Below are 21,808 nucleotides of genomic sequence, written 5' to 3'. Positions count from 1 at the left end.
GTGACCTTGTTCCATGAAATAGGTGGAATGGGTCTGAAAATCGAACTAATAGGCGCCAAAAGCGCTTCCAACGGTGCAGGGATATCAAGACCCCGGCCCATTTGCCGGGAACGAGGACAGACACATGGCACTTCCGAAATTTTCGACCGACATGGCCGAGGACGAACTGGACAAGATGGTGGATAACGCCACGCTGGCGTCCAATTTTCTCAAGGCGATCAGCCACGAAGGCCGGTTGATGATCCTGTGCCATCTTGTTTCCGGCGAAAAATCCGTGACAGAACTCGAAGACCTCCTCTCTGCCCGACAGGCGGCCGTATCGCAGCAGCTGTCCCGCCTGCGCCTCGAAGGCCTGGTCGTTCCGCGCCGTGATGGCAAGGCGATCTATTATCGTTTGGCAGACGACCGTCCGCGTCGCATATTGGAAGTGGTATACGATCTGTTCTGCAACGCTGACTGACCCGGAATGACCGGCCCGCGTTCGGAATGATCGGGACCGCGGGAGGAAGACATGCTGGCTTGGATCAGTGACAGTCAGATTGTTGCGCTGGTGGGGCTCTGCGGCGGGATCGCCCTTGGGCTTGCCGCCCGTCTGGGCCGGTTCTGTACACTAGGCGCGATCGAAGACCTTCTTTATGGCGGCTCCGACGTTCGTATGCGGATGTGGCTACTGGCCATAGGCGCCTCCATCACCGGCAGCTTTGCCCTTACGGGCGCAGGCCTGATCAACCCGGCAGAGAGCTACTATCTGTCGATTAGGTGGATGCCGCTCGCATCAGTGGTGGGCGGTCTGATGTTCGGCTACGGAATGGCCCTCTCGGGCAACTGCGGATATGGGGCGATCGCCCGTCTGGGCGGTGGCGATCTCAGGGCTTTCGTGATTGTTCTGGTAATGGGGGTATTCACCTATGTCACCCTCTCCGGCCCCCTGGCCCCGATCCGGAATGCGCTGTTTCCCCAGGTCGAAGTTGCGGGGAACCTGCCCCCCGGAATTGCTCATCATGCTCACGCGCTGACTGGCCTGCCTCTCTGGGCAATCGGGACGATCGTCGGGCTGGTCATTTGTGCCGGCGCGCTGGCCTCTTCAAACCTGCGGCAAGAACCGAAGTCGATTTTCTGGTCCCTGGTCGTGGCCCTGGCCATCGTCTCCGGCTGGATCGGCACCCAATGGGTCGCCAACCATGGGTTTGACGCCGAACCGGTGGTGTCACACAGCTTCTCAGCACCCGTGGGGGAAACCATCCTCTATGCCATGACAGGCTCGGTCCGGCCCCTGTCCTTTGCGGTGGGATCGGTGACCGGAGTCTGGCTGGGCGCCTTCATCGGGTCGATGATCCGCGGCCATTTCCGCTGGGAAGCCTGCGAGGACCCTCGCGAATTGCGCCGCCAGATCATCGGCGCCGCCATCATGGGAACCGGCGCCGTGATCGCAATGGGCTGCACCGTCGGTCAAAGCCTGACGGCGTTCAGCCTGCTGTCCTTCAGCGCCCCCGTGACATTCCTCGCCATCTTTGCCGGTGCCGCTCTGGGCCTGCGCCAATTGATCGAAGGCCTCAGCCTGGCGGATTAGCTCACGGCCCTACACGCGGTCAGCTACCGGTGCAGGCACCAAACCCGGCGGCCATCGCCTTGAGAACGTCATTGTAGAGTTCAGGCCCTGGATCCAAATGCGCGCCCAAAGGGTCCAGCACCAGAATGCGCGCCTCGCTGCCTTCAACCGCTGCCTCCAGCAAGGCGGTATCGAACTGCGGCTCAGCAAATGCGCAGGCGACGCCCAATGCCTCGATATCCGCGCGCAACTCGGCCAAGCGAGCCGGGCTCGGGCTGCTGGCATCGCCCAATGACACCGTCCCCACAAGCGTCAGCCCATAGCGATGCTCGAAGTATTGAAAGGCGTCGTGCAAAGCGACAAAGGGAACCTGTTGCATTGGCGATACCAACGCGGCCACTGCCGAGGAGACCTCATCCAGCCGAAGCTGCGCGGCGGCCGCATTCTCGTGGTAAAGAGCCGCGTTTTCTGGATCGAGCTCGGCCAGTTCATCGGCCAGTAATCCAAGCCAGGCGCGCGCATTCTGAGGATCCAGCCAGGCATGCGGATCACGCCCTTCATGGTCGTGGTCGTCATGCGCCTCATGCCCGACTTCTTCATGCTCGTCTTCATGGTTGAATTCCCTGTACGGGTGCGTCTGTGTCACCTCCTGATCCAGAAGCGCAACCTGACGGCCGCCACTTGCCAAAGTCTCAAGCGGTTTGGACAACCAGGGCGTCAGATCGCCGCCGATCCAGACCACTAGATCCGCCTGCTGCAGGGCCCGCGCCTCGGACGGGCGCATCGCGTATGTATGCGGAGACACCCCCGGACGAACGATAAGCTCGGGAACGTCCAACCCCGCCATCACCTGGGCGACAAGGGAATGTACCGGAGCGATATCAGTGACCACTTTAGGGACCTCGGCCACGACGGGGACGGAAACACAGATGGCGTTGACAACAAGGAACGGACGTAGCATGGAGACCTCGACTGGCTGATTGTTATGTTATAACACTTCAGTCGAGGTTGATAATCGAGATGTTATAACATATCAACTCAAAACCTTTCGACAGGATCCAAAAATGACGGCCATCGGTTTCGAACAGCACGATCACAACCGCTGCATCGCCACTGCCCTCTCCGAGGCGGAAACCCGATGTGCCGAGCAAAAACTGCATCTGACACCGGTTCGCCGGCGGGTTTTAGAAATCCTGCTGCAACGCCACCGGGCGATGGGAGCATACGAGATACTCGACCTGCTGGCAGCCGACGGGTTGGGATCACAGCCACCAGTCGCCTACCGCGCCTTGGATTTTCTGGTCCAACACGGATTTGCACACCGGATCGAACGGATAAACGCCTACACCGCTTGCGCCCATCCAGAACAGGACCATGTCCCGGCCTTTCTGATCTGCCGGGGCTGCAAGGCCGTGGCCGAGGCGGAAACGGAATTGGAGCAAGGCCGGTTGGGTGCGGCGGCATTGGCCACCGGCTTTTCCATCGAACGGATTGTGGTCGAGGCCGAGGGCCTGTGCCCCGCCTGTCAAGAGGAGCCGGCATGACATCCCCCGTTATCGCCGCGCGGGATCTGACGATCCGCATTGAAGGGCGTGAGATCCTGCACAAGGTCTCGATGACCGTTCAACCGGCCGAAATTGTTACCATAGTCGGCCCGAACGGGTCGGGAAAATCGACGTTTCTGCGGGCTTTGATCGGCGCTGTTCCATTGGCTTCTGGCCGGGTGGAGCGGGCGCCTGGACTGCGTATCGGTTATGTCCCACAGAAACTGGCGCTCGACTCTGCCCTGCCGATCACCGTGCGACGCTTCCTGAGCTTGCCGCGCCGTATCTCCGATGATCGTGTCACCGACGCCATGTCGCGCGCAGGTGTACCCGGCCTGGAAAGCCGCCAGATGACCGACCTGTCCGGCGGGCAATTTCAACGGGTTCTGCTGGCCCGTGCCATTCTGGAGCGCCCGCAGCTGCTGCTTCTCGATGAAGCGACGCAAGGCCTTGATCAACCGGGCGCGGCTGCCTTCTATCAGCGGATCGAAGAAGTGCGCCGAGACCTGGGATGCGCGGTCGTCATGGTCAGCCACGACCTGCACGTGGTCATGGCCGCCTCTGACCGGGTACTTTGCCTTAACGGTCATATCTGCTGCGAAGGTGCGCCTGAGGTCGTTGCAGACGCACCCGAATACCGGGCGCTGTTCGGCACAGGCACCAAGGGAACGCTGGCGCTCTATCGTCACCAGCATAGCCATAGACATGACGCGGATTGCGAACATGATAACAGCCACGGAGCAGACTGATGCTGGATGATTTTATGGTTCGGGCGGCCCTGGCAGGCGTCGGCATCGGTGCCACCTCGGCCCCTTTGGGCTGCTTTGTCGTCTGGCGGCGGATGGCCTATTTCGGCGAGGCGACGGCGCACGCTGCGGTTTTGGGTGTCGCCCTGGCGCTGGCACTGTCTTCATCGGTGCTGCCAGCCGTGATCCTGGCCTCACTTGCCATGGCATCGGCGGTGACTCTCTTGCGCGGGCATGGCTATGCGATGGACACGCTGTTGGGAGTGATGGCGCACACTGCTCTGGCGGCTGGCATGGTCGCTGTTTCGTTGATCTCCGACGCGCGGCTGGACCTAATGGCGTTCCTGTTCGGAGACATCCTAGCCGTGTCCCGCAGTGACCTTCTGGTGATCTGGGGAGGCGGCGCGACTGTGCTTATCCTGATCGCTTGGCAGTGGCCTAACCTATTGATTTCAACATTAAATCCAGACCTCTCCCGAGCCGCCGGAGTGGACCCAAGGAAGGCCGAAATATGGTTAACGCTGGCTTTAGCATTGGTGGTGGCGGTGGCGATCAAGGTGGTGGGGGTACTGTTGATTGCGGCGATGCTGGTGATCCCGGCGGCGGCGGCGCGGCCTTTGGCCAAAACGCCGGAAGAGATGGCCGCGGGCGCCGCGTTGATCGGAGGTTTCTCTGCGTTATCAGGGCTTTATGCAGCGTACATTTTGGACACTCCGGCCGGGCCGAGCATCGTTTGCGCGGCCTCGCTGGTTTTTGTCGCAACCACGACGATCCGCGCGATCAGAGCCCGGAAAACACCGCGTATATAGCGCGCAACACCAAGTCACAGACAATATCTTGTTGCGCCCCATAGATGCATGGGATAGATGTTAACCACAGGTGCAACAGACGCGGCATTGCATCCAAAGACACGGACAACGGGGATCAGCCACGCACGGCCGATCCCCGTTTCTGCTTAAGGTCAAGGTAAGCCCCTGAAATCGCTGCCAGAATAGAAAAAGGCGTCAGGTGCTCAGACGCGGTCTTTGCATGCATCCCTAAGGACACGCCCTGACGCCTTGCCGAGCGAGGGCGAACCCCCGTCCGGTTTGCCGATTAACGTCCGTAAACGTTAACCCGCCCGCAAGACCCGTGTCAGAGATGACCCCTCGCCCGGCTCCGAAGACCCTGTGCGACGAACCGCCTCCCGGTAAGCCCCTGACATTGCTGCGATTTCCCTAAGGCCTCCGCTGCGCCGCCCGGCCCCCTGGCCCCTGCGTCCCGCTTCGGAAACCGAGGCTCCGTTGCGGTAAGACAAATCTGGCACCCCACCCCGGCCCCAGGCAAGAAAATAGCACCGCAGCATGAAAATTCGCCGGGGATAACATGGGGATAAGCCGTGGCAGCGCCTGTGGACAAGCCCGTGAAACCCAACCGCGCGGCAGGGTTGCGGGGGGACAGGGGTTAACGCGGGCCGCGCCCCCGGTTTCTGCACCCGCAAAGGCGATCGTACGCTGGAATCGGGCCGTTTTAACCGTTTTGTCCCAGCCTCAGACCCCTGATTGACCGTTTTGTACAGAGGAGATTCGCGATGTACATCCCCGTTTCCGAGGCCCGCGCGCAGCTGGGCCAGCTCGTCACCCGGGCACAGGACCCGCGCGCGGTGATCGTGCTGACACGCCACGGCCGCCCGGTGGCGTCGCTGGTGTCGATGCCAGAGGTGGAACGCATCTGGGACCTGGGCGATGACGCGCGCACCGGCTGGCGGCACGTGCTGGCGGGCATGCGCGGCTGGTGGCACCGCCGCCCGACGGTGCCGGGGATGGAACCAGGGCCGGACGGCAATTACGTCACCGCGCGCGAGGCGGCGATCCAGGTCCGCAAGATCCAGATGACCCGCGCCGAGGAACGCCGGATCCTGAAGGCGGGCGGGGTCGAAGGGGTGGAGGGCGGCGAGGTTGCGGGGGAGAGAAGGAAGGGGTGGTTTTGGTGAGGAGGGAGGCCCGTCCTGGAAACGGTCCAGTGGACCGTTTCAGGGCCGAACGGGCGGAGCCCCGTGACGAAGAGCGATTGCGACGGCGGAAAACAGAGCGGAGGGCCGCGCCGACCCGAGGGGTGGCGCAATCGCGCCGTCCCATGGGGGCGGGTCGGCCTGCGGCCGGGCGGTTTGTTGAGTTTGATCAACAAACCACCAATGCGACCCCTCTCGCGTCACCTCCTGCGCTTTCCGTATGCTTGTCTTTGCAAAACTTATGCTCATACTGAACCAGTATTCTTGGTGGGTTGTAATGATGAACACTCTGATTGAGTTAGCAGAAGCCACAAATGACGAAAGCGATTTGATTGACTTCAAGCGCGAGTACTCACCTCACAAGAAAGCTGCGTTTTGGGCAGAAACTGTCAAAGACATAGTAGCCTTTGCAAATACACGCGGTGGAATCTTGGTGTTTGGAGTTGAAGACGATGGTAGCCCTTCGGAAAATAACTGCGACTCCCTTTTTGATTTGGACAGCGCTTCACTCTCCGACCAAATTAGAAAGTACACTGGGTCAGAGTACTCTGGTTCGAAAGTTGTACGGGTAATCAGGTCTGAGAGAAGTTTTCCTGCAATTCTGGTAGAACCAGTATCTGTTCCACTAGTATTTGCAAAAGTCGGAACATATCAAATCGATTCGAGTACTCAAAAGACCGCTTTCAGCAAAGGGACAGTTTATTTTCGTCACGGTTCAAAAAGTGAACCTTGCACGAGAAGTGACTTGGAAGATTTTTTGAATCGAGAGTTAGGGAGAATTCGAGAAGATTGGCTCGGAAACATCCGGAAAGTAGTTGAAGCACCGATTGGATCAAAAGTAATTCTCACACACTCGACTGCATCAAACGCAGAAGTTCGCATCACAAACGATCCAGATGCGCCGGTTGTTCGCCTTCCTCGATTGAGCGATGGGTTTCCATACAAACAAGCTAAAGTGATTGAAATAGTCAACTCCAAGCTAAATCTAGATAGTCCGATCAACACTCATGATATCCAAGCAATAAAGCTTTCGGAAGCTATCAACGAAGTTCAACGACCGGAAATGGTTTCGAAACCACACGATCAGTCAAGTCCGCAATATAGTCAGACCTTCGTCGACTATATTCTTGAAAAGTTCGAAGGAAACAATGCCTTCTTCTCAGACTGTCGAGAGAAATGGAAAAACAACCATTACCCTAGATAATCTATACCAGCGAAGTCCGGTAAACTACTGACACTGAGAACAATAGGTGGGATTGGTGGGCAGGACTGCCCACCCTACGGGGTGGGTGCTCTATCGGGGGGCGTTGGCGGTTTGGCAAACAAGGCAGGCGTAGGGTGGGCAGTTTGCCCACCGCACGGGTGTACCAACCGTGGTGGGCAGGATTGCCCACCCTACGGGGGTGGGAGCTCTATCGGGGGGCGTTGGCGGCTTGGCTTGCAAGGCAGGCGTAGGCTGGGCAGCTTGCCCACCGCACGGGCGTATCAATCATGGTGGGCAGGACTGCCCACCCTACGGGGGTGGGAGATCTATCGGGGGGCGTTGGCGGTTTGGCATGCAACGCAGGTGTAGGGTGGGCAGTTTGCCCACCGCACGGGCGTATCAACCATGGTGGGCAGGACTGCCCACCCTACGGGGGTAGCCCGCGGGATGAACAGCTTCAGCTGTCCATCTTGAGGGCGGAAATGAAGGCTTCCTGCGGGATATCCACCTTGCCGAACTGGCGCATCTTCTTCTTGCCCGCCTTCTGTTTGTCCAAGAGCTTGCGTTTGCGCGTCGCGTCGCCGCCGTAGCATTTGGCGGTCACGTCCTTGCGCAGCGCCGAGAGGGTCTCGCGCGCGATGACCTTGCCGCCGATGGCCGCCTGGATCGGGATCTTGAACATGTGGCGGGGGATCAGGTCCTTGAGCTTTTCGCACATGGCCCGCCCGCGTGCCTCGGCCCGGTCGCGGTGGACCATGGTCGACAGCGCATCGACAGGCTCGTCATTCACCAGGATCGACATTTTCACCAGACTGTCCTCGCGATAGCCGGTGAGCTGGTAGTCGAAGCTGGCATAGCCCTTGGTCACCGATTTGAGCCGGTCGTAGAAGTCGAACACCACCTCGTTCAGCGGCAGGTCATAGACGACCATGGCGCGGGAGCCGGCATAGGAGAGGTCCTGCTGGATGCCGCGACGGTCCTGGCAGAGTTTCAGCACATCGCCCAGATAGTCGTCGGGGACGAGGATGGTGGCCTTGATGCGCGGTTCCTCGATATGGTCGACCTTGCTGAGGTCGGGCATGTCGGCGGGGTTGTGCAGCTCGCGCATCTCGCCGTCGCGCATGAAGACGTGGTAGACCACCGAGGGGGCGGTGGTGATCAGTTCGATATCGTATTCACGCTCAAGCCGGTCGCGGATGACCTCGAGGTGCAGAAGGCCCAGGAAGCCGCAGCGGAAACCGAAGCCGAGGGCGGCCGAGGTTTCCATTTCATAGGAGAAGGAGGCGTCGTTGAGTGCCAGTTTCTCGATGGCGTCGCGGAGGTCTTCGAACTCGGCGCTGTCCACCGGGAAGAGGCCGCAGAACACCACCGGCTGGGCGGGTTTGAAGCCGGGCAACGCCTTGTCGGTGCCGTTGCGGTCATTGGTGATGGTGTCGCCGACGCGGGTGTCGCGCACCTGCTTGATCGAGGCGGTGAGGAAGCCGATCTCGCCCGGGCCGAGTTCGTCCACCATCTGCATGGCGGGGCGGAAGACGCCGATGCGGTCGACATGGTGCAGGGTGCCGTTCGACATGAACTTGACCCGCATGCCCTTGCGCAGGATGCCGTCCATGATACGGACCAGCACGATGACGCCGAGATAGCTGTCGTACCAGCTGTCGACCAGCATCGCCTTCAGGGGCGCGTCGCGGGTGCCCTTGGGGGCGGGCAGATGCTTGACGATGGCCTCGAGAGTCTCGTGGATGCCGACACCGGTCTTGGCGGAAACCCGGATCGCGCCCGAGGCGTCGATGCCGATCACATCCTCGATCTGTTCGGCCACCCTGTCGCATTCGCTGGCAGGCAGGTCGATCTTGTTGAGGATCGGCACGATCTCGTGGTTGGCGTCGATGGCCTGATAGACGTTGGCCAGCGTCTGTGCCTCGACCCCCTGGGTGCTGTCCACCACCAAGAGCGAGCCCTCGACCGCGCGCATGGAGCGGCTGACCTCATAGGCAAAGTCGACATGGCCGGGCGTGTCGATCAGGTTCAGCACATACTGCTCGCCATTGTCGGCGGTATAGTCGATGCGGACGGTGTTGGCCTTGATGGTGATGCCCCGCTCGCGCTCGATATCCATGCTGTCGAGCAACTGTTCCTTCATGTCACGATCCTGCACCGTCCCGGTCTCCTGGATGAGCCGGTCGGCAAGGGTGGATTTGCCATGGTCGATATGGGCGACGATGGAGAAATTGCGGATATGGGCGAGGTCTGTCATGGATTGGGCATATGATGAGGAATCTTGGTTTGGTCAAGGAGAATAGAATGCGAGACCCGTCGTCGCTTGGTGACGCTATTGATCTCGCACTTGACTTGCCAGATTGGCACCGGAGGCATGTCGTCGCCAGGGCTTTTCTACGCGCCATGCCTTGCATCTTTTCTGAACCCGAACCGGATACTGAACAGGACAATCCTGTCACACAACAACATTTGCTCAACTTGTATCGCGCAGGATTACTACTTGCCGTAGCTGCGGAACTAGGCCCCGTTGCGGCCGATACTGAGAGCTTGGAAAGGCTTCGGCTACCCGGAGAAGGCGCAAGGCTTGATATCTGTATCAGCGCCAAAAACGCAGCCCGAAGCGCCGTTGTTACGACCGACTTTTCAACAGAGAGATGTAGTGAACTTTGCTTAGCAGACGCCTTTGGCGCGATAGCAAAGTATGAAAGCGAGAACGATCTCGACCTGAACATCACGTTTCGCAAGGTTGCCGGCGATGCGATGAGGGGGGACATAAGTGCGTCGTCGAACCCTGAAACCCTAAGCGTCTCGAACCCGCTATTTTCCAGCCTTGTCGTATTTCCCACCATGGATCGCATGTTCACAGGTGCTGGCTATCCCAAAATCAGTTCGGGGCGAACCGCAGGTCCGGACTTCCTCTCCACCAAGTTCTGGCATGATTGGTATTGGGGGATTCTTGCGGGCGAACCCCTCGACTGGGAACTTCAACGCCGGATCGCCCTGATCGACGATGCCATCTGGGAGGCTGGCCCGGAGGCGGTGGCACAAGAGATCGAACGGATCGAGCGGCTCTTCGATCTTGAACAGGAAATCGCTGCCCTGAAGGACATGTTGCCGCTTCGTTCGGCGCTGTCCTCGACAAGTCTGATCGGCGACAATGGCGGGCCACCTCTGGACGATGGAGTTCAGCGGGCCGTGCGTGGCGATTTCGTGCTGGTCTGGGATCAGATCGAGGACCTGGAAGCGGAGATTGCCAAACCCGAGCCATCACCCGGCAGGCTCAAGACCATCGCCAAGACGCTGTGGGACGTATCGCTCAGGATCGCGGCCTATTGTGGCGGCAAGATCGACCTGGCCTTGACCGAGGCCTCCAAGGAGGCGGGAAAGGCCGTGGTCAAATGGGGCGCGCCCATTGCAGCCGCGTCGCTGGCCTCCCAGAACGAGAGTATCCAACAGGTTGCCAAGGCAATCTGGGCTTTTGTCAAAACCCTGCCACCCGGGTGATGACACTTTCCCGTCGCCCGATCCGTGCGCGTTCTTCAACCCGAGTTTCGGGTGTCTTCTGACCAACCCCCGTAGGGTGGGCAGTTTGCCCACCGTTTCCTGACATGTCGGGTGCGGTGGGCAGGACTGCCCACCCTACGCGTGGCGCGGGGCTTGGCCGATCACTTTTTCACCGGCCATACATTCCGATTGTCGCACCCGATTGATCCGGGCGGGTTCTTTTGCCATAGTATGCGCCGAAAGACGGGGCGGCAGACCCCGCGGACAGAGCAAGAGGCCAGGAACGTGAGACGGATTTTGACGGGGGCGGTCTGTGCTGCCCTGATGGGGTTGACGGTGCCGGCGCAGGGGTTCGCGGCGACCGGCGTGATCAACGATGCCTGCCGCCAGAGCGGCCGGTCCGAGGCGACGCCGCAGCGCTGCGGCTGTATCCAGCAGGCCGCCAACAAGGCGTTGACCCGGTCGGATCGGCGCAAGGTCGCCAAGTGGTTCAAGGATCCACATCAGGCGCAGGAAGTGCGGATGTCGGACAAGAGCAGCGACGAGGCGCTGTGGCAGCGCTACAAGGCCTTTGGCGAGCTGGCGCAGGCGATCTGCCAGTAATCTGATTTTGCAGTGCAAGGCGGGCTTGAGGCCCGCCTTTTCGTTTGCTCAGCCGTTGCCGACCTGCCTGAGCGCGGGGCGCAGTTTGTCGAGCCGGATATCGGCGGTGCGGGCGTGCCCCTCCATCCCCTCGGCGCGCGAGATGGCGGCGGTGGCGCGGGCCAGATCGGGCAGCGCCTGCGGCTCGACCTGCTGCCAGGTCACGGTTTTCAGGAACTTGTGCACGCTGAGCCCGCCGGTATAGCGGGCTGCGCCCGAGGTGGGCAGCACGTGGTTGGGGCCGCTGGCTTTGTCGCCGAAGGCCACGGTGGTGAGCTCGCCCAGAAACAGCGAGCCATAGGCCGAGAGGCGGCTGCGCCACCAGCCCAGATCGGCGGCCTGCACATGCAGGTGCTCGGGCGCGTAGCGGTCGGCGGTGGCGGCCATCTCCTCGCGGTCTGCGCACAGGATCACCTCGCCCAAGGCATCCCAGGCGGCCTGGGCGCTGGAACGGTTGGGCTCGGGCAGATCGGCGACGCAGGCGGGGATATGGGCCAGAACCGCATCGGCCAGCCTCCGGTCGTCGGTGACCAACCAGACCGGCGAGTTATAGCCATGTTCGGCCTGCCCGACCAGGTCCCAGGCGACGGTGAGCGGGTCGGCGGTGGCGTCGGCGATCACCAGGCTGTCGGTGGGACCGGCGAACATGTCGATGCCCACCGGGCCAAACAGCTGGCGCTTGGCCTCGGCCACAAACTGGTTGCCCGGACCCACCAGGATATCGGCGGGCGGCGCGCCGAAGAGGCCGAAGGCCAGCGCCGCCACCCCCTGCACCCCGCCCAGCGCCAGGATGCGGTCGGCGCCCGCCAGCGACATGGCATAGAGGATCGCGGGGTGGATACCCCGCCCCGCCTGCGGCGGCGAGACGGCGGTGATCTGCGGCACGCCTGCGGCGCGAGCGGTGGTGATCGTCATCAGCGCCGAGGCGATATGAGCGTAGCGCCCGCCCGGCACATAGGCCCCGGCGGCAGACAGCGGGATCTGTTTCTGCCCTGCGATCAGGCCCGGGCGCAGCTCGGTCTGGAAATCCAGCGCCGAGGCGCGCTGGGCCTCGGCAAAGCGGCGGATGTTGTCATGGGCATAGCGGATCTGGGTCTTGAGCTCTTCGGGCACCTGTTCGCAGGCGCGCGCCACCTCATCGGGAGTAACCACGATCTCGCCGGTCCAGCCGTCGAGCCGGGCGGCATAGTGGCGGGCGGCGGCTTCGCCTTCGAGCTTGAGACGCGCCAGCATCAGTTGCACGACATCCGAGGCATCGCCTTGCGCGGCGGCGGGCAGCCCGGGGGCGGATTTCAGAATGACGATACTCATACACAATCCTTGTTATATTTGCTTGACGAAAGGTCAAACCTGATTAAGAAAAAGCAAAACTGTCGGGAGCGACCGGAATGCTCATGAAAGGCGTGACCCTGCGGGGGTTGGAAGTGTTCGAGGCGCTGGCGCGCACCGGATCGGTGGCCCAGGCCAGCGAACTGACCGGGTTGAGCCAGCCGGCGGTCAGCCAGCAGTTGAAGAACCTGGAGCAGGCGCTGGGCAGCGATCTGGTCGACCATGGCCGCAGGCCCATGCTGCTGACACCGGCCGGGCGCGCGTTTCTGCCGCGGGCCGAGACGGTGCTGAGCGAACTCAGGCTGGCGCAGAGCGAGCTGACGGTGATGGACCTGACCCATCTGAGCACGCTCAGCATGGGGTTGATCGACGATTTCGACAACGACCTGACGCCACGGCTGGCCGTCCTGTTGGCCGACAGCCTGACCAAGTGCCGGTTCAAGTTGATCACTGCCCCCAGTCATGAGATCACCGAGGCGATGAAGGCCCGGCGCCTGCATATTGCGGTGGCAGCGACCTCGGGCGAGATGCATGAGGGCGTGGTCGAATACCCGCTGGTGCGCGACCCGTTCATGATCGTGGCTCCGCGCGGGGTGATTGCAGAGGGCGGCGATACCATGGCGGTGCTGCGCACCTTGCCACTTTTGCGCTATGCGCGCGAGCAGCTGATCAGTCGCCAGATCGAGACGCAACTGGCGCGGCACAAGCTGGAATTCGAGGAGCGGTTCGAGATCGGCTCGCATCTGGCGCTGATTGCAATGGTGGCGCGGCGCGTGGGCTGGGCGGTGACAACCCCGCTGGGATACATGCGCGCGGCCCGGTTCCATGACGAGATCGACGCCTTTCCCCTGCCCTTTTCCGCCTTTGCGCGCACTATCTCGCTGTTTGCCGGATCCGACTGGGCCGACCGGGTGCCGCGCGACGTGGCGCAGACCATGCGCCGCCTGGTACAGAGCCAGATGATCGACCCGGCGGTGGCCCGGCTGCCCTGGCTGAGCGGACAGATGCGGGTCATCGACGATCAGTGATCGCGCCTGTGCCGGGGCGGGCACCTTGGCTAAAACTCGGGTCGGGATCATCGGCAGAGCCTGTCGAAACGGTCAATGCCGGACATTGAGCGCAGGCGCCCCCCGCCCGGCAAGGGGCGCGACCGAGATTGCGCAACAGGAACGGGCAGTTTTGGAAAAGCTGAATTTGGCCGCGCGCGATGGCCAGTTCGCAGCGGCAGCACTCCACACAGCCTGGCCATCTTGATGCGCCTGACGGTTACTCCGATTCAAGCCGGTGCCGGGCTATTGGCGGGGTATTTAACCCAGGCTGAGACGGAAAACGGTATTGAGATATCCTTGGTCACCGATACGGAAATGGGTTTCGCCAACGGGCTCGAACCCTTGGGCCATGTAGAACCCGATGGCGGGCGTGTTCTCGGCATTGGTGGCCAGCCAGACCGAGTGCGCGCCTTGCGCGCGGCAGGTGGCGAGCAGGGATTGCAGCAGGTCGCGGCCGATCCCCTTGCCGTGATGGCGGGGCCGCACATAGAGGGTCGAGATTTCCCAATCGGAACAGCCCGGCACCGGGGCCGGGCTGTTCTGCGTCAGGCAGGCGAAGCCGTCGATGCCTTGGGTGTTTTCCGACACGATGAATTGGTTTCGCGGATCTTCCAGGCGGTGTTCGATCTTGGGCGTTGTGAACTCGGACAGAACAAAATCAGCAAAGAAGGCGTTGATGCCCGATTTCAGATAGGTGCCGATCCAGACCTCGATGGAGAGGGCGGCGATGCTGGAAGCATCCGTAAGGGTGGCCGGGCGCAGGCTCATGTCGCGGGGCGGGTGGTCATTGCCCCAGGTGCCGCGCCAGACCGGCCGAGGCGGCCTCGATCAGATCGAGCGCACCGTCGAAATCGCGGGTGTAATAGGGGTCGGGCACATGGGTTGCGCCGGTTTCCAGCGCGAATTCCGTGAAAAGCCGCACGGGGGTTGTATTGCCCGCGGGGCGCAGTGCCTCGATCTCTGCCAGGTTTTCCGCGTCCATGCCCAGTATCAGGTCGAAGCGGGTGAAATCGCCCGCGCTGAACTGGCGCGCACGCAGGTCCGACAGGTCGATGCCGCGCGCCGCTGCCGCCGCCTGCATCGGGCCATAGGGCGGTTTGCCCACATGCCAGCCCGCGGTTCCGGCGCTGTCGGTTCGGGCATTGGGCATCAGCGCGCGGAACACCCCCTCGGCAGCGGGCGACCGGCAGATGTTGCCAAGGCAGACGAAGAGGATACGGTGGGACATGCGGGGCTCCGGTTTTGTCCCGATCCTTACGCGAAAGGCCGGGCATGGAAAAGATCGTCATACTGACCGGGGCGGGGATATCGGCCGAAAGCGGGCTGGGCACGTTCCGCGACAAGGGCGGGATCTGGACGAAATACCCGCTGGAGGACGTGGCCACGCCCGAGGGGTTTGCCCGCGATCCGGTGCTGGTGCACGAGTTCTACAACGCGCGCCGGGTGCAGGCCGCCGCAGCAGCGCCCAATGCCGCCCATCAGGCACTGGCGCGGTTGCAGCGGGACTGGCCGGGCGAGGTGGTGATCGTGACCCAGAACGTGGATGCCCTGCACGAGGCGGGCGGCGCGCGGGAGGTGATCCATATGCATGGCACGCTGGCGGGCGCGCTATGCGGGGCCTGCGGCCATCGCTGGCAGGCGCCCGAGGTGATGAACACCAAGACCCCCTGCCCCGCCTGTACCCGCCCTGCGGCGCGGCCCGACGTGGTCTGGTTCGGCGAGATGCCTTACTTCATGGATGCGATCTATGACCATCTGGCGGGCTGTTCCGTATTCGCGGCCATCGGCACCTCGGGGCAGGTCTATCCGGCGGCGGCCTTTGTACACGAGGCGATCGCGGCGGGGGCGCGGACGGTGGAGATGAATCTGGAACCCTCGGCGGTGGTATCGAGCTTTGACGAAACCCGGTTCGGCCCGGCAAGCCGGATCGTGCCCGACTGGGTCGACCGCCTGCTGGAGGGACGGGCATGAGCGGGTTCCTGATCCTGTCGGATGTCGAACTGGCCGGGCTTGGGATCACCACGGCCGAGGTGCTGACGGCGCTGGAGGCGGCGATTGCGGCACAGGCGCGCGGCGCGGTGCAGGTGGCGCCGAAATCGGCGGTGCTGCCGGGCGACGGGCGTTACGTGATGACGACGCTGGCCACGGGCGACGCGCCGGATCTGACGGTGGTCAAGTCGGTGATGGTCAGCCCGCGCAACCCGTCACGCGGGTTGCCGGGGGTCGAGGGCGTGGTGCTGGTGCAGGACAGCGAGACGGGAGAGATGCTGGCGCTGATGCAGGCGGGCTGGCTGACCGGCGTGCGTACCGCCGGGCTGAGCGCGGTGGCGGCGCGGCGGCTGGCCGCCCCGGCGGCCGAGACGATCACCTTTGTCGGCACCGGAGCGCAGGCGCGCAGCCACCTGGCGGCGTTCTGCGACCTCTTCCCGCTGCGACGCGCGGTGCTTGTGGGGCGCGGCGCGGGCAATCTGGAGCGCCTGGGCGCGCTGGCCCGGGCGCGGGGGCTGGAGGTGGAGATCGCCAGCACGCCGCAGGCGGCGCTGGCGGCGGCGGATATCGTGGTCTCTTCGGTGACGCTGGCCTATGGGATGGAACCGTTTCTGGACGCCCGCTGGCTGAAACCCGGCGCCTTTGCCGCGATCACCGATGCGGGCGTGCCCTGGCGGGCCGAAGGGATGGCGGCACTGGCGCCGCTCTACATCGACGATCAGGCGCAGGAGTTGGAGAACTCCCGCCCGATGGTCGAACCGGCTTTGGTAAGCGGCGATCTGGCGACGCTGGTGACCGGACCGGCCCTTGCGCGCGACCCGGCGGCACGCGCCGGTTTCGTGTTTCGCGGTATGGCGATCGGCGATTTTGCGATAGCGGCCCTGGCGCTGGACCGCGCCCGCGAGGCCCGGGTGGGAACCCTGGCGGACTGGCGCCCCAGGCCGGGTTCAGACCCGGCCTGACGCATGGATGAGGGCTGCAACGCAGCCTGAAGACAGGCGTGCCCGCCCCTCAGTTGCTTTTCTTTTTCATGTGGCCGTGGCCGCCATCCTGGCGCTCCAGATCGATGGGGATCTCCACCTCGATCTCGCCGGCCTTTTCGAACACCAGCGTCACTGGCACCAATGCGCCCTGTTCAAAAGGTGCCTTGATGCCCATGAACATCACGTGATCACCGCCGCGCGCCAGCGCGTGCATGCCACCGGCGGGGATCACGAAGCCTTCGGGCACATGCATCATCTGCGCGACGCCCTGGTCGTTGATCTTGTGGGTGTGCAGTTCCACCCGGGCCGACACGTCCGAGCGGGCGTCGATCAGCCGGTCGTCGGTGTCGCCGGCGTTGTGGATCATCATGAAGGCGGCGCCCGCCTTGGCATTGGCACCCGCCGAACGGGCGTAGGCGTCGTCGATGGTGATGTCCCCGGCCAACGCGGCCGAGGCAAGGATCAGGGTTGCGGCTGCCGCCAGCAGTGTGGATTTGAACGACATGGGTCTCTCTCCTTGGTCATGTCCTGATTGGTCTGATTTGGGTCGGATCAGGCCGGGACAGGCGGCGCGCGGGCCGGAACGGCAGAGAGAGTTGCGGAAATCAGGCTGGCAAGGGTGCCATCGGGCTGCGGACCCGCACCCTCGGGCAGGACAGGCAGGGCTATGGCGTCAGGCGTCAGCGCCCCCAGCAGGGCCAATGCGAAATCGGGACAGTAATGCGGCGGGGCCGCCGGCTGCCCGTCCTCGTCCATGTAGAGAATCACCGGGCCGGTGCCGGTGCAGATCTCCATCTGGCCCACTGCGGCTTTCAGGCCACGGGAATTGGCCAACCCCTGCCCGGTCAGCGCCAGCAGCGCGGCCAGGATCAGGGCGACGGATATGCGCAGACGGATCATCATTGCCGATCTGCTAGCGCGTTCCCATGGGGGAACACAAGGCGGCATCGGGCCGCTGTGACAGCTGGACGCTTGCCCCCGGATGCGGAAAACCCCGCACCGATCGGCGCGGGGTTTTCTGCAATCCAGTGGCCTGAAGTCGATCAGGCCGCGGCTTGCGCCTTGGCGATCTCTTTCTTGACCTTCAGGGCGTTGTCGGACAGGTCCTCGTCCTTGGCCTTGGCGAGGAAAGCGTCCAGACCGCCACGGTGATCGACCGAGCGCAGGGCAGCCGCCGAGATGCGCAGCTTGACGCCACGGCCCAGGGTTTCCGACTGCAACGTCACGTCGTTCAAGTTGGGCAGAAAACGACGGCGGGTCTTGTTATTTGCATGGCTGACATTGTTGCCAGTCATCGGGCCTTTTCCGGTCAGTTCGCAACGGCGCGACATGGTCTCTTCCTTCGTATCTGGTGGCGGGTATGGGATACCGGCCAAATCACAAGGGGCGCAACCCGAAGTCGCGCCCGAAAACTGGTTGGATGCGTGTAGTGGGAATCGGCTGGGTGGTCAAGACGGATGGCGCGGATTCTTTGCCCTGAATCCCTGCGCAGCCGGATCGCCTGTATGGCCCGTGCCGGACCATGCCTCCGGCGGGGATATTTTGGGCAAGAGGAAGTCATCGGTTGGCGTTCAGATAGGCCAGCATCTGCTCGGCGGCGCTGGCCGGGGTCAGGTCACCGTCGGCTGCCGCCTTGGCGAGGCGGTCCATCTCGGACCGCGCCTGGGGGCTTTCCAGCCGGGCCAGCAGGGCGTGGCGCACCTCCTGTCCGAACCAGTAGCGCGCCTGCGCGGCGCGGTTTCGGGCCCAGTGCCCCTGCGCCTTGCGCCATTGTGTAAGCGTCTGCATCTCGGTCCAGGCCTCGGCCAGCCCGTGTTCTTCGACTGCCGAGACGGTGAGCGCCTTGGGGAAGTGCTCGGGGTCCTGCGGCCGCTTGCGCAAGAGGCGCAGCGCACCGGCATAGTCGGCACAGGTTCTGGTGGCGACCGGTTTCAGCGGGCCGTCGGCCTTGTTGACCAGAATCATGTCAGCCATCTCCATGATGCCGCGCTTGACGCCTTGCAACTCATCACCGCCCGCAGGCGCCAGCAGCAGCAGGAACAGATCCGACAGTTCCGAGACCACGGTTTCGGACTGGCCGACGCCTACCGTCTCGATCAGCACCACATCGAACCCCGCCGCCTCGCACAGCGCCACCGCCTCGCGGGTGCGCCGCGCCACACCGCCCAGGTGGCTCTGGCTGGGCGACGGGCGGATAAAGGCGTTGGGCTCGCGCGAGAGGCGCTCCATCCGGGTCTTGTCGCCGAGGATCGAACCGCCCGAACGGGCCGAGCTGGGATCGACCGCCAGCACCGCGACGCGCAGCCCCTGCCCCACCAGCATCATGCCGAAGCTTTCGATGAAGGTGGACTTGCCGACACCCGGCGTGCCAGATAGCCCGATCCTGAGCGCCTGCCGCTCGGACCGGGCCAGCCGGTCGAGCAGTGCCGTCGCCTCGGCCCGGTGATCGGCACGGCGGCTTTCCACCAGCGTGATCGCCCGCGCCAACGCCCGGCGGTCGCCCGAGAGTATCCTGTCACCAAGCTGTGTGATATCCATGCCGGTCCTCGCGAATTTTGACCTGAATGGCGGAGCAGGCCCCGGTTTGTCCAGAGCCGACCCACGGGATGCGCCGGATTGTCCCTGTGCAGCGCGCCCGACTACCAGCGCTGGTGGTGCTGCTTCTTTCTGGTCTCAAATACTCAAATCCGCTACCGCGCGTCACCCGGAGCTGCCGAATGGGACTGGACCTGCCCCCGCCGCTCTGGCGATAAGGCGGCATGACACGCCTGCCCATCGACGACGCCCTGCCCGAACTGATCGCCGCCTTGCAAGGGCGGGGCCGGGCCGTGTTGCAGGCGCCGCCGGGCGCGGGCAAGACCACGCGGGTGCCGCTGGCCATGCTGGAGGCCGGGCTGACGCAGGGGCGGATCGTGATGCTCGAGCCGCGCAGGCTCGCGGCGCGCGCCGCCGCCGAGCGCATGGCTGAAACCCTGGGCGAGGCTGCGGGGCAGACCGTAGGCTACCGGATCCGCGGTGAGGCCAAGGTGTCCAAGGCGACCCGGATCGAGGTGGTGACCGAAGGCATCCTGACCCGGATGCTGCAATCGGACCCCGACCTGCCCGGGGTGGGCGCGGTGATCTTTGACGAGTTTCACGAACGCTCGCTCAATGCCGATCTGGGACTTGCACTCTGCCTCGAAGTGGCGGGCGCGCTGCGCGACGACCTGATCCTCTTGGCAATGTCGGCAACGCTCGATGCCGCGCCAGTGGCGGACCTCATGGCGGCGCCGCTGGTCACGTCCGAGGGACGCGCCTTTCCGGTCGAGACGCGCTGGCTGGACCGGCCGCTGGGCCCGCAGGCGCGGCGGGTGGAGGCACTGGTCGATCTCGTCGTTCGGGCCGAGGCCGAGACCCGCGACAGCGGCGGCGGCCTGTTGGTCTTTCTGCCCGGCGAAGGTGAAATCCGGCGCGCCGAGGCGCTGTTGTCCAAACGTCTGCCGGGGGATTGCGCGGTGAGGCCGCTGTTCGGGGCCATGCCCTTTGCCGCGCAGCGGGCGGCGCTGGCCCCAGCCACGGACGGACGCAAGGTGGTGCTCGCGACCTCGATCGCTGAAACCTCGCTGACCATTCCCGATATCCGGGTGGTGGTGGACATGGGACAGTCCCGGCGGGCGCGGTTCGATCCGGGGTCGGGCATGTCACGGCTGGTCACCGAGCGGGTGACACGCGCCGAGGCGACCCAGCGCGCGGGCCGCGCAGGGCGCGTGGCCGAGGGCGTCTGCTATCGCCTCTGGACCCGGGGCGAGGAAGGCGCGCTTGCGGCATTTCCCCCGGCCGAGATCGAGGCGGCGGATCTGGCGGGCCTCGCGCTGGAACTGGCGCTTTGGGGGGCTGAGCCCGGGGACTTGCCGTTCCTGACCCAGCCGCCTGAGGGCGCGCTTGCCGAGGCAAGCGCGCTCTTGGCGATGCTGGGCGCGCTCGACGGGCGTGGGCGGATCACCGATCATGGGCGGGTGCTGGCGGCTTTGCCGCTGCATCCGCGACTGGGCCACATGCTGGCCGTGGCCGGGCGGCAGGCAGCGCCGCTGGCGGCGCTGATGGCCGAGCGCGACCCGCTGCGCGGCGCGCCCGCCGATCTGGAACTGCGGCTGGAGGCCTTGCGGGATACGGCGCGGTTCCGGCGCGCGCGGCCCTATGAGGTGAACATGGGCGTGATCGACCGCATCCGGGGTGAGGTGAAGCGGCTGGAGCGGCAGGCCACCCCATCGGCAGAGGCGATGAGCCCGGCGGCGATGGCAGCGCTCGCCTATCCCGACCGGATCGGCCAGCGGCGCAAGGGCGAGGCGCCGCGCTTTGTCCTGTCGGGCGGCAAGGGGGCGGCGCTGGAGCCCGGCGAGGCACTGGCCGCCGCGCCCTATCTGGTGGCCATCGACACCGATGGCGACCCGCGCGAGGCGCGCATCCGCATGGCCGTGCGGATCGGCGAGGGTGAGCTGCGCGACCTCTTCGGAGGTCAGATCGCCACCCTGGACACCTGCGACTGGTCGCGGCGCGATCGCCGGGTGGTCGCACGGCAACAGGAGCGGCTGGGCGCGATCACCCTGAGCGACCGGATCTGGAAGGATGTGCCGCCCGAGGCCGTCGCCCGCGCGATGCTGGAGGGCGTGCGCGACCTCGGCCTGCGGCTGGACGGTGCCGCCGCCCGGCTGGCACGGCGGGTGGAACTGGTGCGCGCCGAGGGCGCCGAGTTGCCGGATTTCTCCGAGGCTGGGCTGCTGGAAAACCTTGAGGATTGGCTTTTGCCGATGCTCTCGGGCGTGCGCAGCGCCGAGGACTGGAAACGCTTTGACCCGCTGCCAGCGCTGAAGGCACGGCTCGACTGGGGCCAGAGCCAGGAGCTGGAGACCCGCGCGCCCGGTGCCTTTGTCACACCGCTGGGACGCAAGGTGCCTATCGACTATGCCCATGAAGTGCCCGAAATCTCGGTCCGGCTGCAAGAGATGTTCGGGGTCACGGCGCATCCGGTGGTGGCGGGCGTGCCGCTGAAAATCACCCTCCTGTCACCCGCCCAGCGCCCGATCCAGATCACCCGCGACCTGCCCGGGTTCTGGGACGGATCCTACTCGGATGTGCGCAAGGACATGCGCGCGCAATACCCCAAGCATCCCTGGCCCGAAGACCCGCGCGCCGCCGATCCGACGTTGAGGGCCAAGCCGCGCGGCAGCTAGGCCGGGGGATCAGGGGGCTCTACCCCCTCTGCCCTGACGGGCCTCACCCCCGGAGGTATTTGAGACCAG

General features: G+C 64.1%; 22 protein-coding genes. 13 read left to right on the top strand and 9 right to left on the bottom strand.

The genetic code is table 11. The features are described from left to right. The first annotated feature begins 124 nt into the window (after positions 1-124). Together OEZ49_RS16140 and OEZ49_RS16135 are read left to right on the top strand one after the other, a co-directional pair. Positions 125-460 carry an ArsR/SmtB family transcription factor gene (locus OEZ49_RS16140; protein ID WP_164129940.1) on the top strand — a complete coding sequence of 112 codons (336 nt, stop codon included), beginning with the start codon at positions 125-127 and terminating at the stop codon, positions 458-460. Between the two features lie 51 nt (positions 461-511). Continuing rightward, the gene (locus tag OEZ49_RS16135) at positions 512-1,570 is read left to right on the top strand and encodes a YeeE/YedE family protein (protein ID WP_263389283.1); all 1,059 of its coding nucleotides are present in this window, start codon (positions 512-514) and stop codon (positions 1,568-1,570) included. Between the two features lie 19 nt (positions 1,571-1,589). Here the strand turns inward: OEZ49_RS16135 and OEZ49_RS16130 are convergent, their stop codons facing one another. Then, positions 1,590-2,510 (bottom strand): zinc ABC transporter substrate-binding protein, encoded by a 921-nt coding sequence (locus tag OEZ49_RS16130; protein WP_263389282.1) that lies wholly within the window; start codon positions 2,508-2,510, stop codon positions 1,590-1,592. Positions 2,511-2,613: 103 nt separating this feature from the next. Here OEZ49_RS16130 and OEZ49_RS16125 point away from each other — a divergent pair, with 103 nt between their 5' ends. The 5 genes from OEZ49_RS16125 to OEZ49_RS16105 all read left to right on the top strand — a co-directional run bounded on the left by OEZ49_RS16125 (position 2,614) and on the right by OEZ49_RS16105 (position 7,033). Beyond that, positions 2,614-3,093, top strand: a complete 480-nt coding sequence (locus OEZ49_RS16125; protein WP_263389281.1) for a helix-turn-helix domain-containing protein — start codon at positions 2,614-2,616, stop codon at positions 3,091-3,093. Next, a complete protein-coding gene (locus OEZ49_RS16120) occupies positions 3,090-3,842 on the top strand; it encodes an ATP-binding cassette domain-containing protein (RefSeq protein ID WP_263389280.1) in 753 nt (250 codons plus the stop codon). Before OEZ49_RS16125 ends, OEZ49_RS16120 begins: the two co-directional genes overlap by 4 nt. Then, positions 3,842-4,648, top strand: a complete 807-nt coding sequence (locus OEZ49_RS16115) for a metal ABC transporter permease (protein ID WP_263389279.1) — start codon at positions 3,842-3,844, stop codon at positions 4,646-4,648. The genes OEZ49_RS16120 and OEZ49_RS16115 overlap by 1 nt, the downstream gene beginning before the upstream one ends. 761 nt (positions 4,649-5,409) lie before the next feature. Then, positions 5,410-5,811, top strand: coding sequence for a type II toxin-antitoxin system Phd/YefM family antitoxin (locus tag OEZ49_RS16110; RefSeq protein ID WP_263389278.1), 402 nt, complete (start codon positions 5,410-5,412; stop codon positions 5,809-5,811). A gap of 298 nt (positions 5,812-6,109) precedes the next feature. Then, positions 6,110-7,033: an AlbA family DNA-binding domain-containing protein gene (locus tag OEZ49_RS16105; RefSeq protein WP_263389277.1), complete on the top strand. Its 924-nt coding sequence runs from the start codon at positions 6,110-6,112 to the stop codon at positions 7,031-7,033. 457 nt (positions 7,034-7,490) lie between these two features. Here the strand turns inward: OEZ49_RS16105 and lepA are convergent, their stop codons facing one another. Then, entirely contained in the window at positions 7,491-9,290 is a 1,800-nt protein-coding gene (gene lepA / locus OEZ49_RS16100) for a translation elongation factor 4 (RefSeq protein WP_263389276.1), read from the bottom strand. Between the two features lie 29 nt (positions 9,291-9,319). Here lepA and OEZ49_RS16095 point away from each other — a divergent pair, with 29 nt between their 5' ends. Together OEZ49_RS16095 and OEZ49_RS16090 are read left to right on the top strand one after the other, a co-directional pair. Next, positions 9,320-10,537 carry a hypothetical protein gene (locus OEZ49_RS16095; protein WP_263389275.1) on the top strand — a complete coding sequence of 406 codons (1,218 nt, stop codon included), beginning with the start codon at positions 9,320-9,322 and terminating at the stop codon, positions 10,535-10,537. 285 nt (positions 10,538-10,822) lie between these two features. Then, positions 10,823-11,140, top strand: a complete 318-nt coding sequence (locus OEZ49_RS16090; protein ID WP_263389274.1) for a hypothetical protein — start codon at positions 10,823-10,825, stop codon at positions 11,138-11,140. A 48-nt stretch (positions 11,141-11,188) separates the two neighbouring features. Here the strand turns inward: OEZ49_RS16090 and hisD are convergent, their stop codons facing one another. Continuing rightward, positions 11,189-12,490 carry a histidinol dehydrogenase gene (gene hisD / locus OEZ49_RS16085; protein ID WP_263389273.1) on the bottom strand — a complete coding sequence of 434 codons (1,302 nt, stop codon included), beginning with the start codon at positions 12,488-12,490 and terminating at the stop codon, positions 11,189-11,191. A 77-nt stretch (positions 12,491-12,567) separates the two neighbouring features. On the opposite strand from hisD, the gene OEZ49_RS16080 reads away from it, so the two are divergent. Then, positions 12,568-13,536: a LysR family transcriptional regulator gene (locus tag OEZ49_RS16080; protein WP_263389272.1), complete on the top strand. Its 969-nt coding sequence runs from the start codon at positions 12,568-12,570 to the stop codon at positions 13,534-13,536. A 279-nt stretch (positions 13,537-13,815) separates the two neighbouring features. Here the strand turns inward: OEZ49_RS16080 and OEZ49_RS16075 are convergent, their stop codons facing one another. Together OEZ49_RS16075 and OEZ49_RS16070 are read right to left on the bottom strand one after the other, a co-directional pair. Beyond that, on the bottom strand, positions 13,816-14,325 hold the full coding sequence (locus tag OEZ49_RS16075; RefSeq protein ID WP_263389271.1) for a GNAT family N-acetyltransferase: 510 nt from the start codon (positions 14,323-14,325) through the stop codon (positions 13,816-13,818). A 16-nt stretch (positions 14,326-14,341) separates the two neighbouring features. Beyond that, the gene (locus tag OEZ49_RS16070) at positions 14,342-14,785 is read right to left on the bottom strand and encodes a low molecular weight protein-tyrosine-phosphatase (protein WP_263389270.1); all 444 of its coding nucleotides are present in this window, start codon (positions 14,783-14,785) and stop codon (positions 14,342-14,344) included. Positions 14,786-14,829: 44 nt separating this feature from the next. Here OEZ49_RS16070 and OEZ49_RS16065 point away from each other — a divergent pair, with 44 nt between their 5' ends. Both OEZ49_RS16065 and OEZ49_RS16060 read left to right on the top strand, forming a co-directional pair. Further along, a complete protein-coding gene (locus OEZ49_RS16065; protein ID WP_263389269.1) occupies positions 14,830-15,528 on the top strand; it encodes an NAD-dependent deacylase in 699 nt (232 codons plus the stop codon). After that, positions 15,525-16,508, top strand: coding sequence for an ornithine cyclodeaminase family protein (locus OEZ49_RS16060; RefSeq protein WP_263389268.1), 984 nt, complete (start codon positions 15,525-15,527; stop codon positions 16,506-16,508). Before OEZ49_RS16065 ends, OEZ49_RS16060 begins: the two co-directional genes overlap by 4 nt. Before the next feature lie 49 nt (positions 16,509-16,557). Here OEZ49_RS16060 and OEZ49_RS16055 read toward each other — a convergent pair whose 3' ends face one another. From OEZ49_RS16055 to meaB, 4 genes are all read right to left on the bottom strand, one after another. Continuing rightward, positions 16,558-17,034, bottom strand: a complete 477-nt coding sequence (locus OEZ49_RS16055; RefSeq protein ID WP_263389267.1) for a copper chaperone PCu(A)C — start codon at positions 17,032-17,034, stop codon at positions 16,558-16,560. Positions 17,035-17,081: 47 nt separating this feature from the next. Then, on the bottom strand, positions 17,082-17,432 hold the full coding sequence (locus OEZ49_RS16050) for a hypothetical protein (RefSeq protein WP_263389266.1): 351 nt from the start codon (positions 17,430-17,432) through the stop codon (positions 17,082-17,084). Positions 17,433-17,572: 140 nt separating this feature from the next. Then, positions 17,573-17,860, bottom strand: a complete 288-nt coding sequence (gene rpmB, locus OEZ49_RS16045) for a 50S ribosomal protein L28 (protein ID WP_263389265.1) — start codon at positions 17,858-17,860, stop codon at positions 17,573-17,575. Between the two features lie 226 nt (positions 17,861-18,086). Next, positions 18,087-19,067 carry a methylmalonyl Co-A mutase-associated GTPase MeaB gene (meaB, locus tag OEZ49_RS16040; protein WP_263389264.1) on the bottom strand — a complete coding sequence of 327 codons (981 nt, stop codon included), beginning with the start codon at positions 19,065-19,067 and terminating at the stop codon, positions 18,087-18,089. Positions 19,068-19,288: 221 nt separating this feature from the next. Between meaB and hrpB the strand changes: the two genes are divergently transcribed. Beyond that, positions 19,289-21,739, top strand: a complete 2,451-nt coding sequence (gene hrpB / locus OEZ49_RS16035) for an ATP-dependent helicase HrpB (RefSeq protein ID WP_263389263.1) — start codon at positions 19,289-19,291, stop codon at positions 21,737-21,739. Positions 21,740-21,808 lie beyond the last annotated feature (69 nt).

The sequence above is a fragment of the Ruegeria marisflavi genome, assembly GCF_025673445.1.
GTDB lineage: Bacteria > Pseudomonadota > Alphaproteobacteria > Rhodobacterales > Rhodobacteraceae > Ruegeria_B > Ruegeria_B marisflavi.
The sequence above is the reverse complement of the archived record's forward strand: the minus strand, read 5'-3'. Positions and strand labels throughout refer to the sequence as shown.

Bases quoted from the DNA above. Each gene is read 5' to 3' on its own strand.
- OEZ49_RS16140 (WP_164129940.1), top strand. From the start codon at position 125: ATGGCACTTCCGAAATTTTCGACCGACATGGCCGAGGACGAACTGGAC.
- OEZ49_RS16135 (WP_263389283.1), top strand. From the start codon at position 512: ATGCTGGCTTGGATCAGTGACAGTCAGATTGTTGCGCTGGTGGGGCTC.
- OEZ49_RS16130 (WP_263389282.1), bottom strand. From the start codon at position 2,510: ATGCTACGTCCGTTCCTTGTTGTCAACGCCATCTGTGTTTCCGTCCCC.
- OEZ49_RS16125 (WP_263389281.1), top strand. From the start codon at position 2,614: ATGACGGCCATCGGTTTCGAACAGCACGATCACAACCGCTGCATCGCC.
- OEZ49_RS16120 (WP_263389280.1), top strand. From the start codon at position 3,090: ATGACATCCCCCGTTATCGCCGCGCGGGATCTGACGATCCGCATTGAA.
- OEZ49_RS16115 (WP_263389279.1), top strand. From the start codon at position 3,842: ATGCTGGATGATTTTATGGTTCGGGCGGCCCTGGCAGGCGTCGGCATC.
- OEZ49_RS16110 (WP_263389278.1), top strand. From the start codon at position 5,410: ATGTACATCCCCGTTTCCGAGGCCCGCGCGCAGCTGGGCCAGCTCGTC.
- OEZ49_RS16105 (WP_263389277.1), top strand. From the start codon at position 6,110: ATGAACACTCTGATTGAGTTAGCAGAAGCCACAAATGACGAAAGCGAT.
- lepA (WP_263389276.1), bottom strand. From the start codon at position 9,290: ATGACAGACCTCGCCCATATCCGCAATTTCTCCATCGTCGCCCATATC.
- hisD (WP_263389273.1), bottom strand. From the start codon at position 12,490: ATGAGTATCGTCATTCTGAAATCCGCCCCCGGGCTGCCCGCCGCCGCG.
- OEZ49_RS16080 (WP_263389272.1), top strand. From the start codon at position 12,568: ATGCTCATGAAAGGCGTGACCCTGCGGGGGTTGGAAGTGTTCGAGGCG.
- OEZ49_RS16075 (WP_263389271.1), bottom strand. From the start codon at position 14,325: ATGAGCCTGCGCCCGGCCACCCTTACGGATGCTTCCAGCATCGCCGCC.
- OEZ49_RS16070 (WP_263389270.1), bottom strand. From the start codon at position 14,785: ATGTCCCACCGTATCCTCTTCGTCTGCCTTGGCAACATCTGCCGGTCG.
- OEZ49_RS16065 (WP_263389269.1), top strand. From the start codon at position 14,830: ATGGAAAAGATCGTCATACTGACCGGGGCGGGGATATCGGCCGAAAGC.
- OEZ49_RS16060 (WP_263389268.1), top strand. From the start codon at position 15,525: ATGAGCGGGTTCCTGATCCTGTCGGATGTCGAACTGGCCGGGCTTGGG.
- OEZ49_RS16055 (WP_263389267.1), bottom strand. From the start codon at position 17,034: ATGTCGTTCAAATCCACACTGCTGGCGGCAGCCGCAACCCTGATCCTT.
- OEZ49_RS16050 (WP_263389266.1), bottom strand. From the start codon at position 17,432: ATGATGATCCGTCTGCGCATATCCGTCGCCCTGATCCTGGCCGCGCTG.
- rpmB (WP_263389265.1), bottom strand. From the start codon at position 17,860: ATGTCGCGCCGTTGCGAACTGACCGGAAAAGGCCCGATGACTGGCAAC.
- meaB (WP_263389264.1), bottom strand. From the start codon at position 19,067: ATGGATATCACACAGCTTGGTGACAGGATACTCTCGGGCGACCGCCGG.
- hrpB (WP_263389263.1), top strand. From the start codon at position 19,289: ATGACACGCCTGCCCATCGACGACGCCCTGCCCGAACTGATCGCCGCC.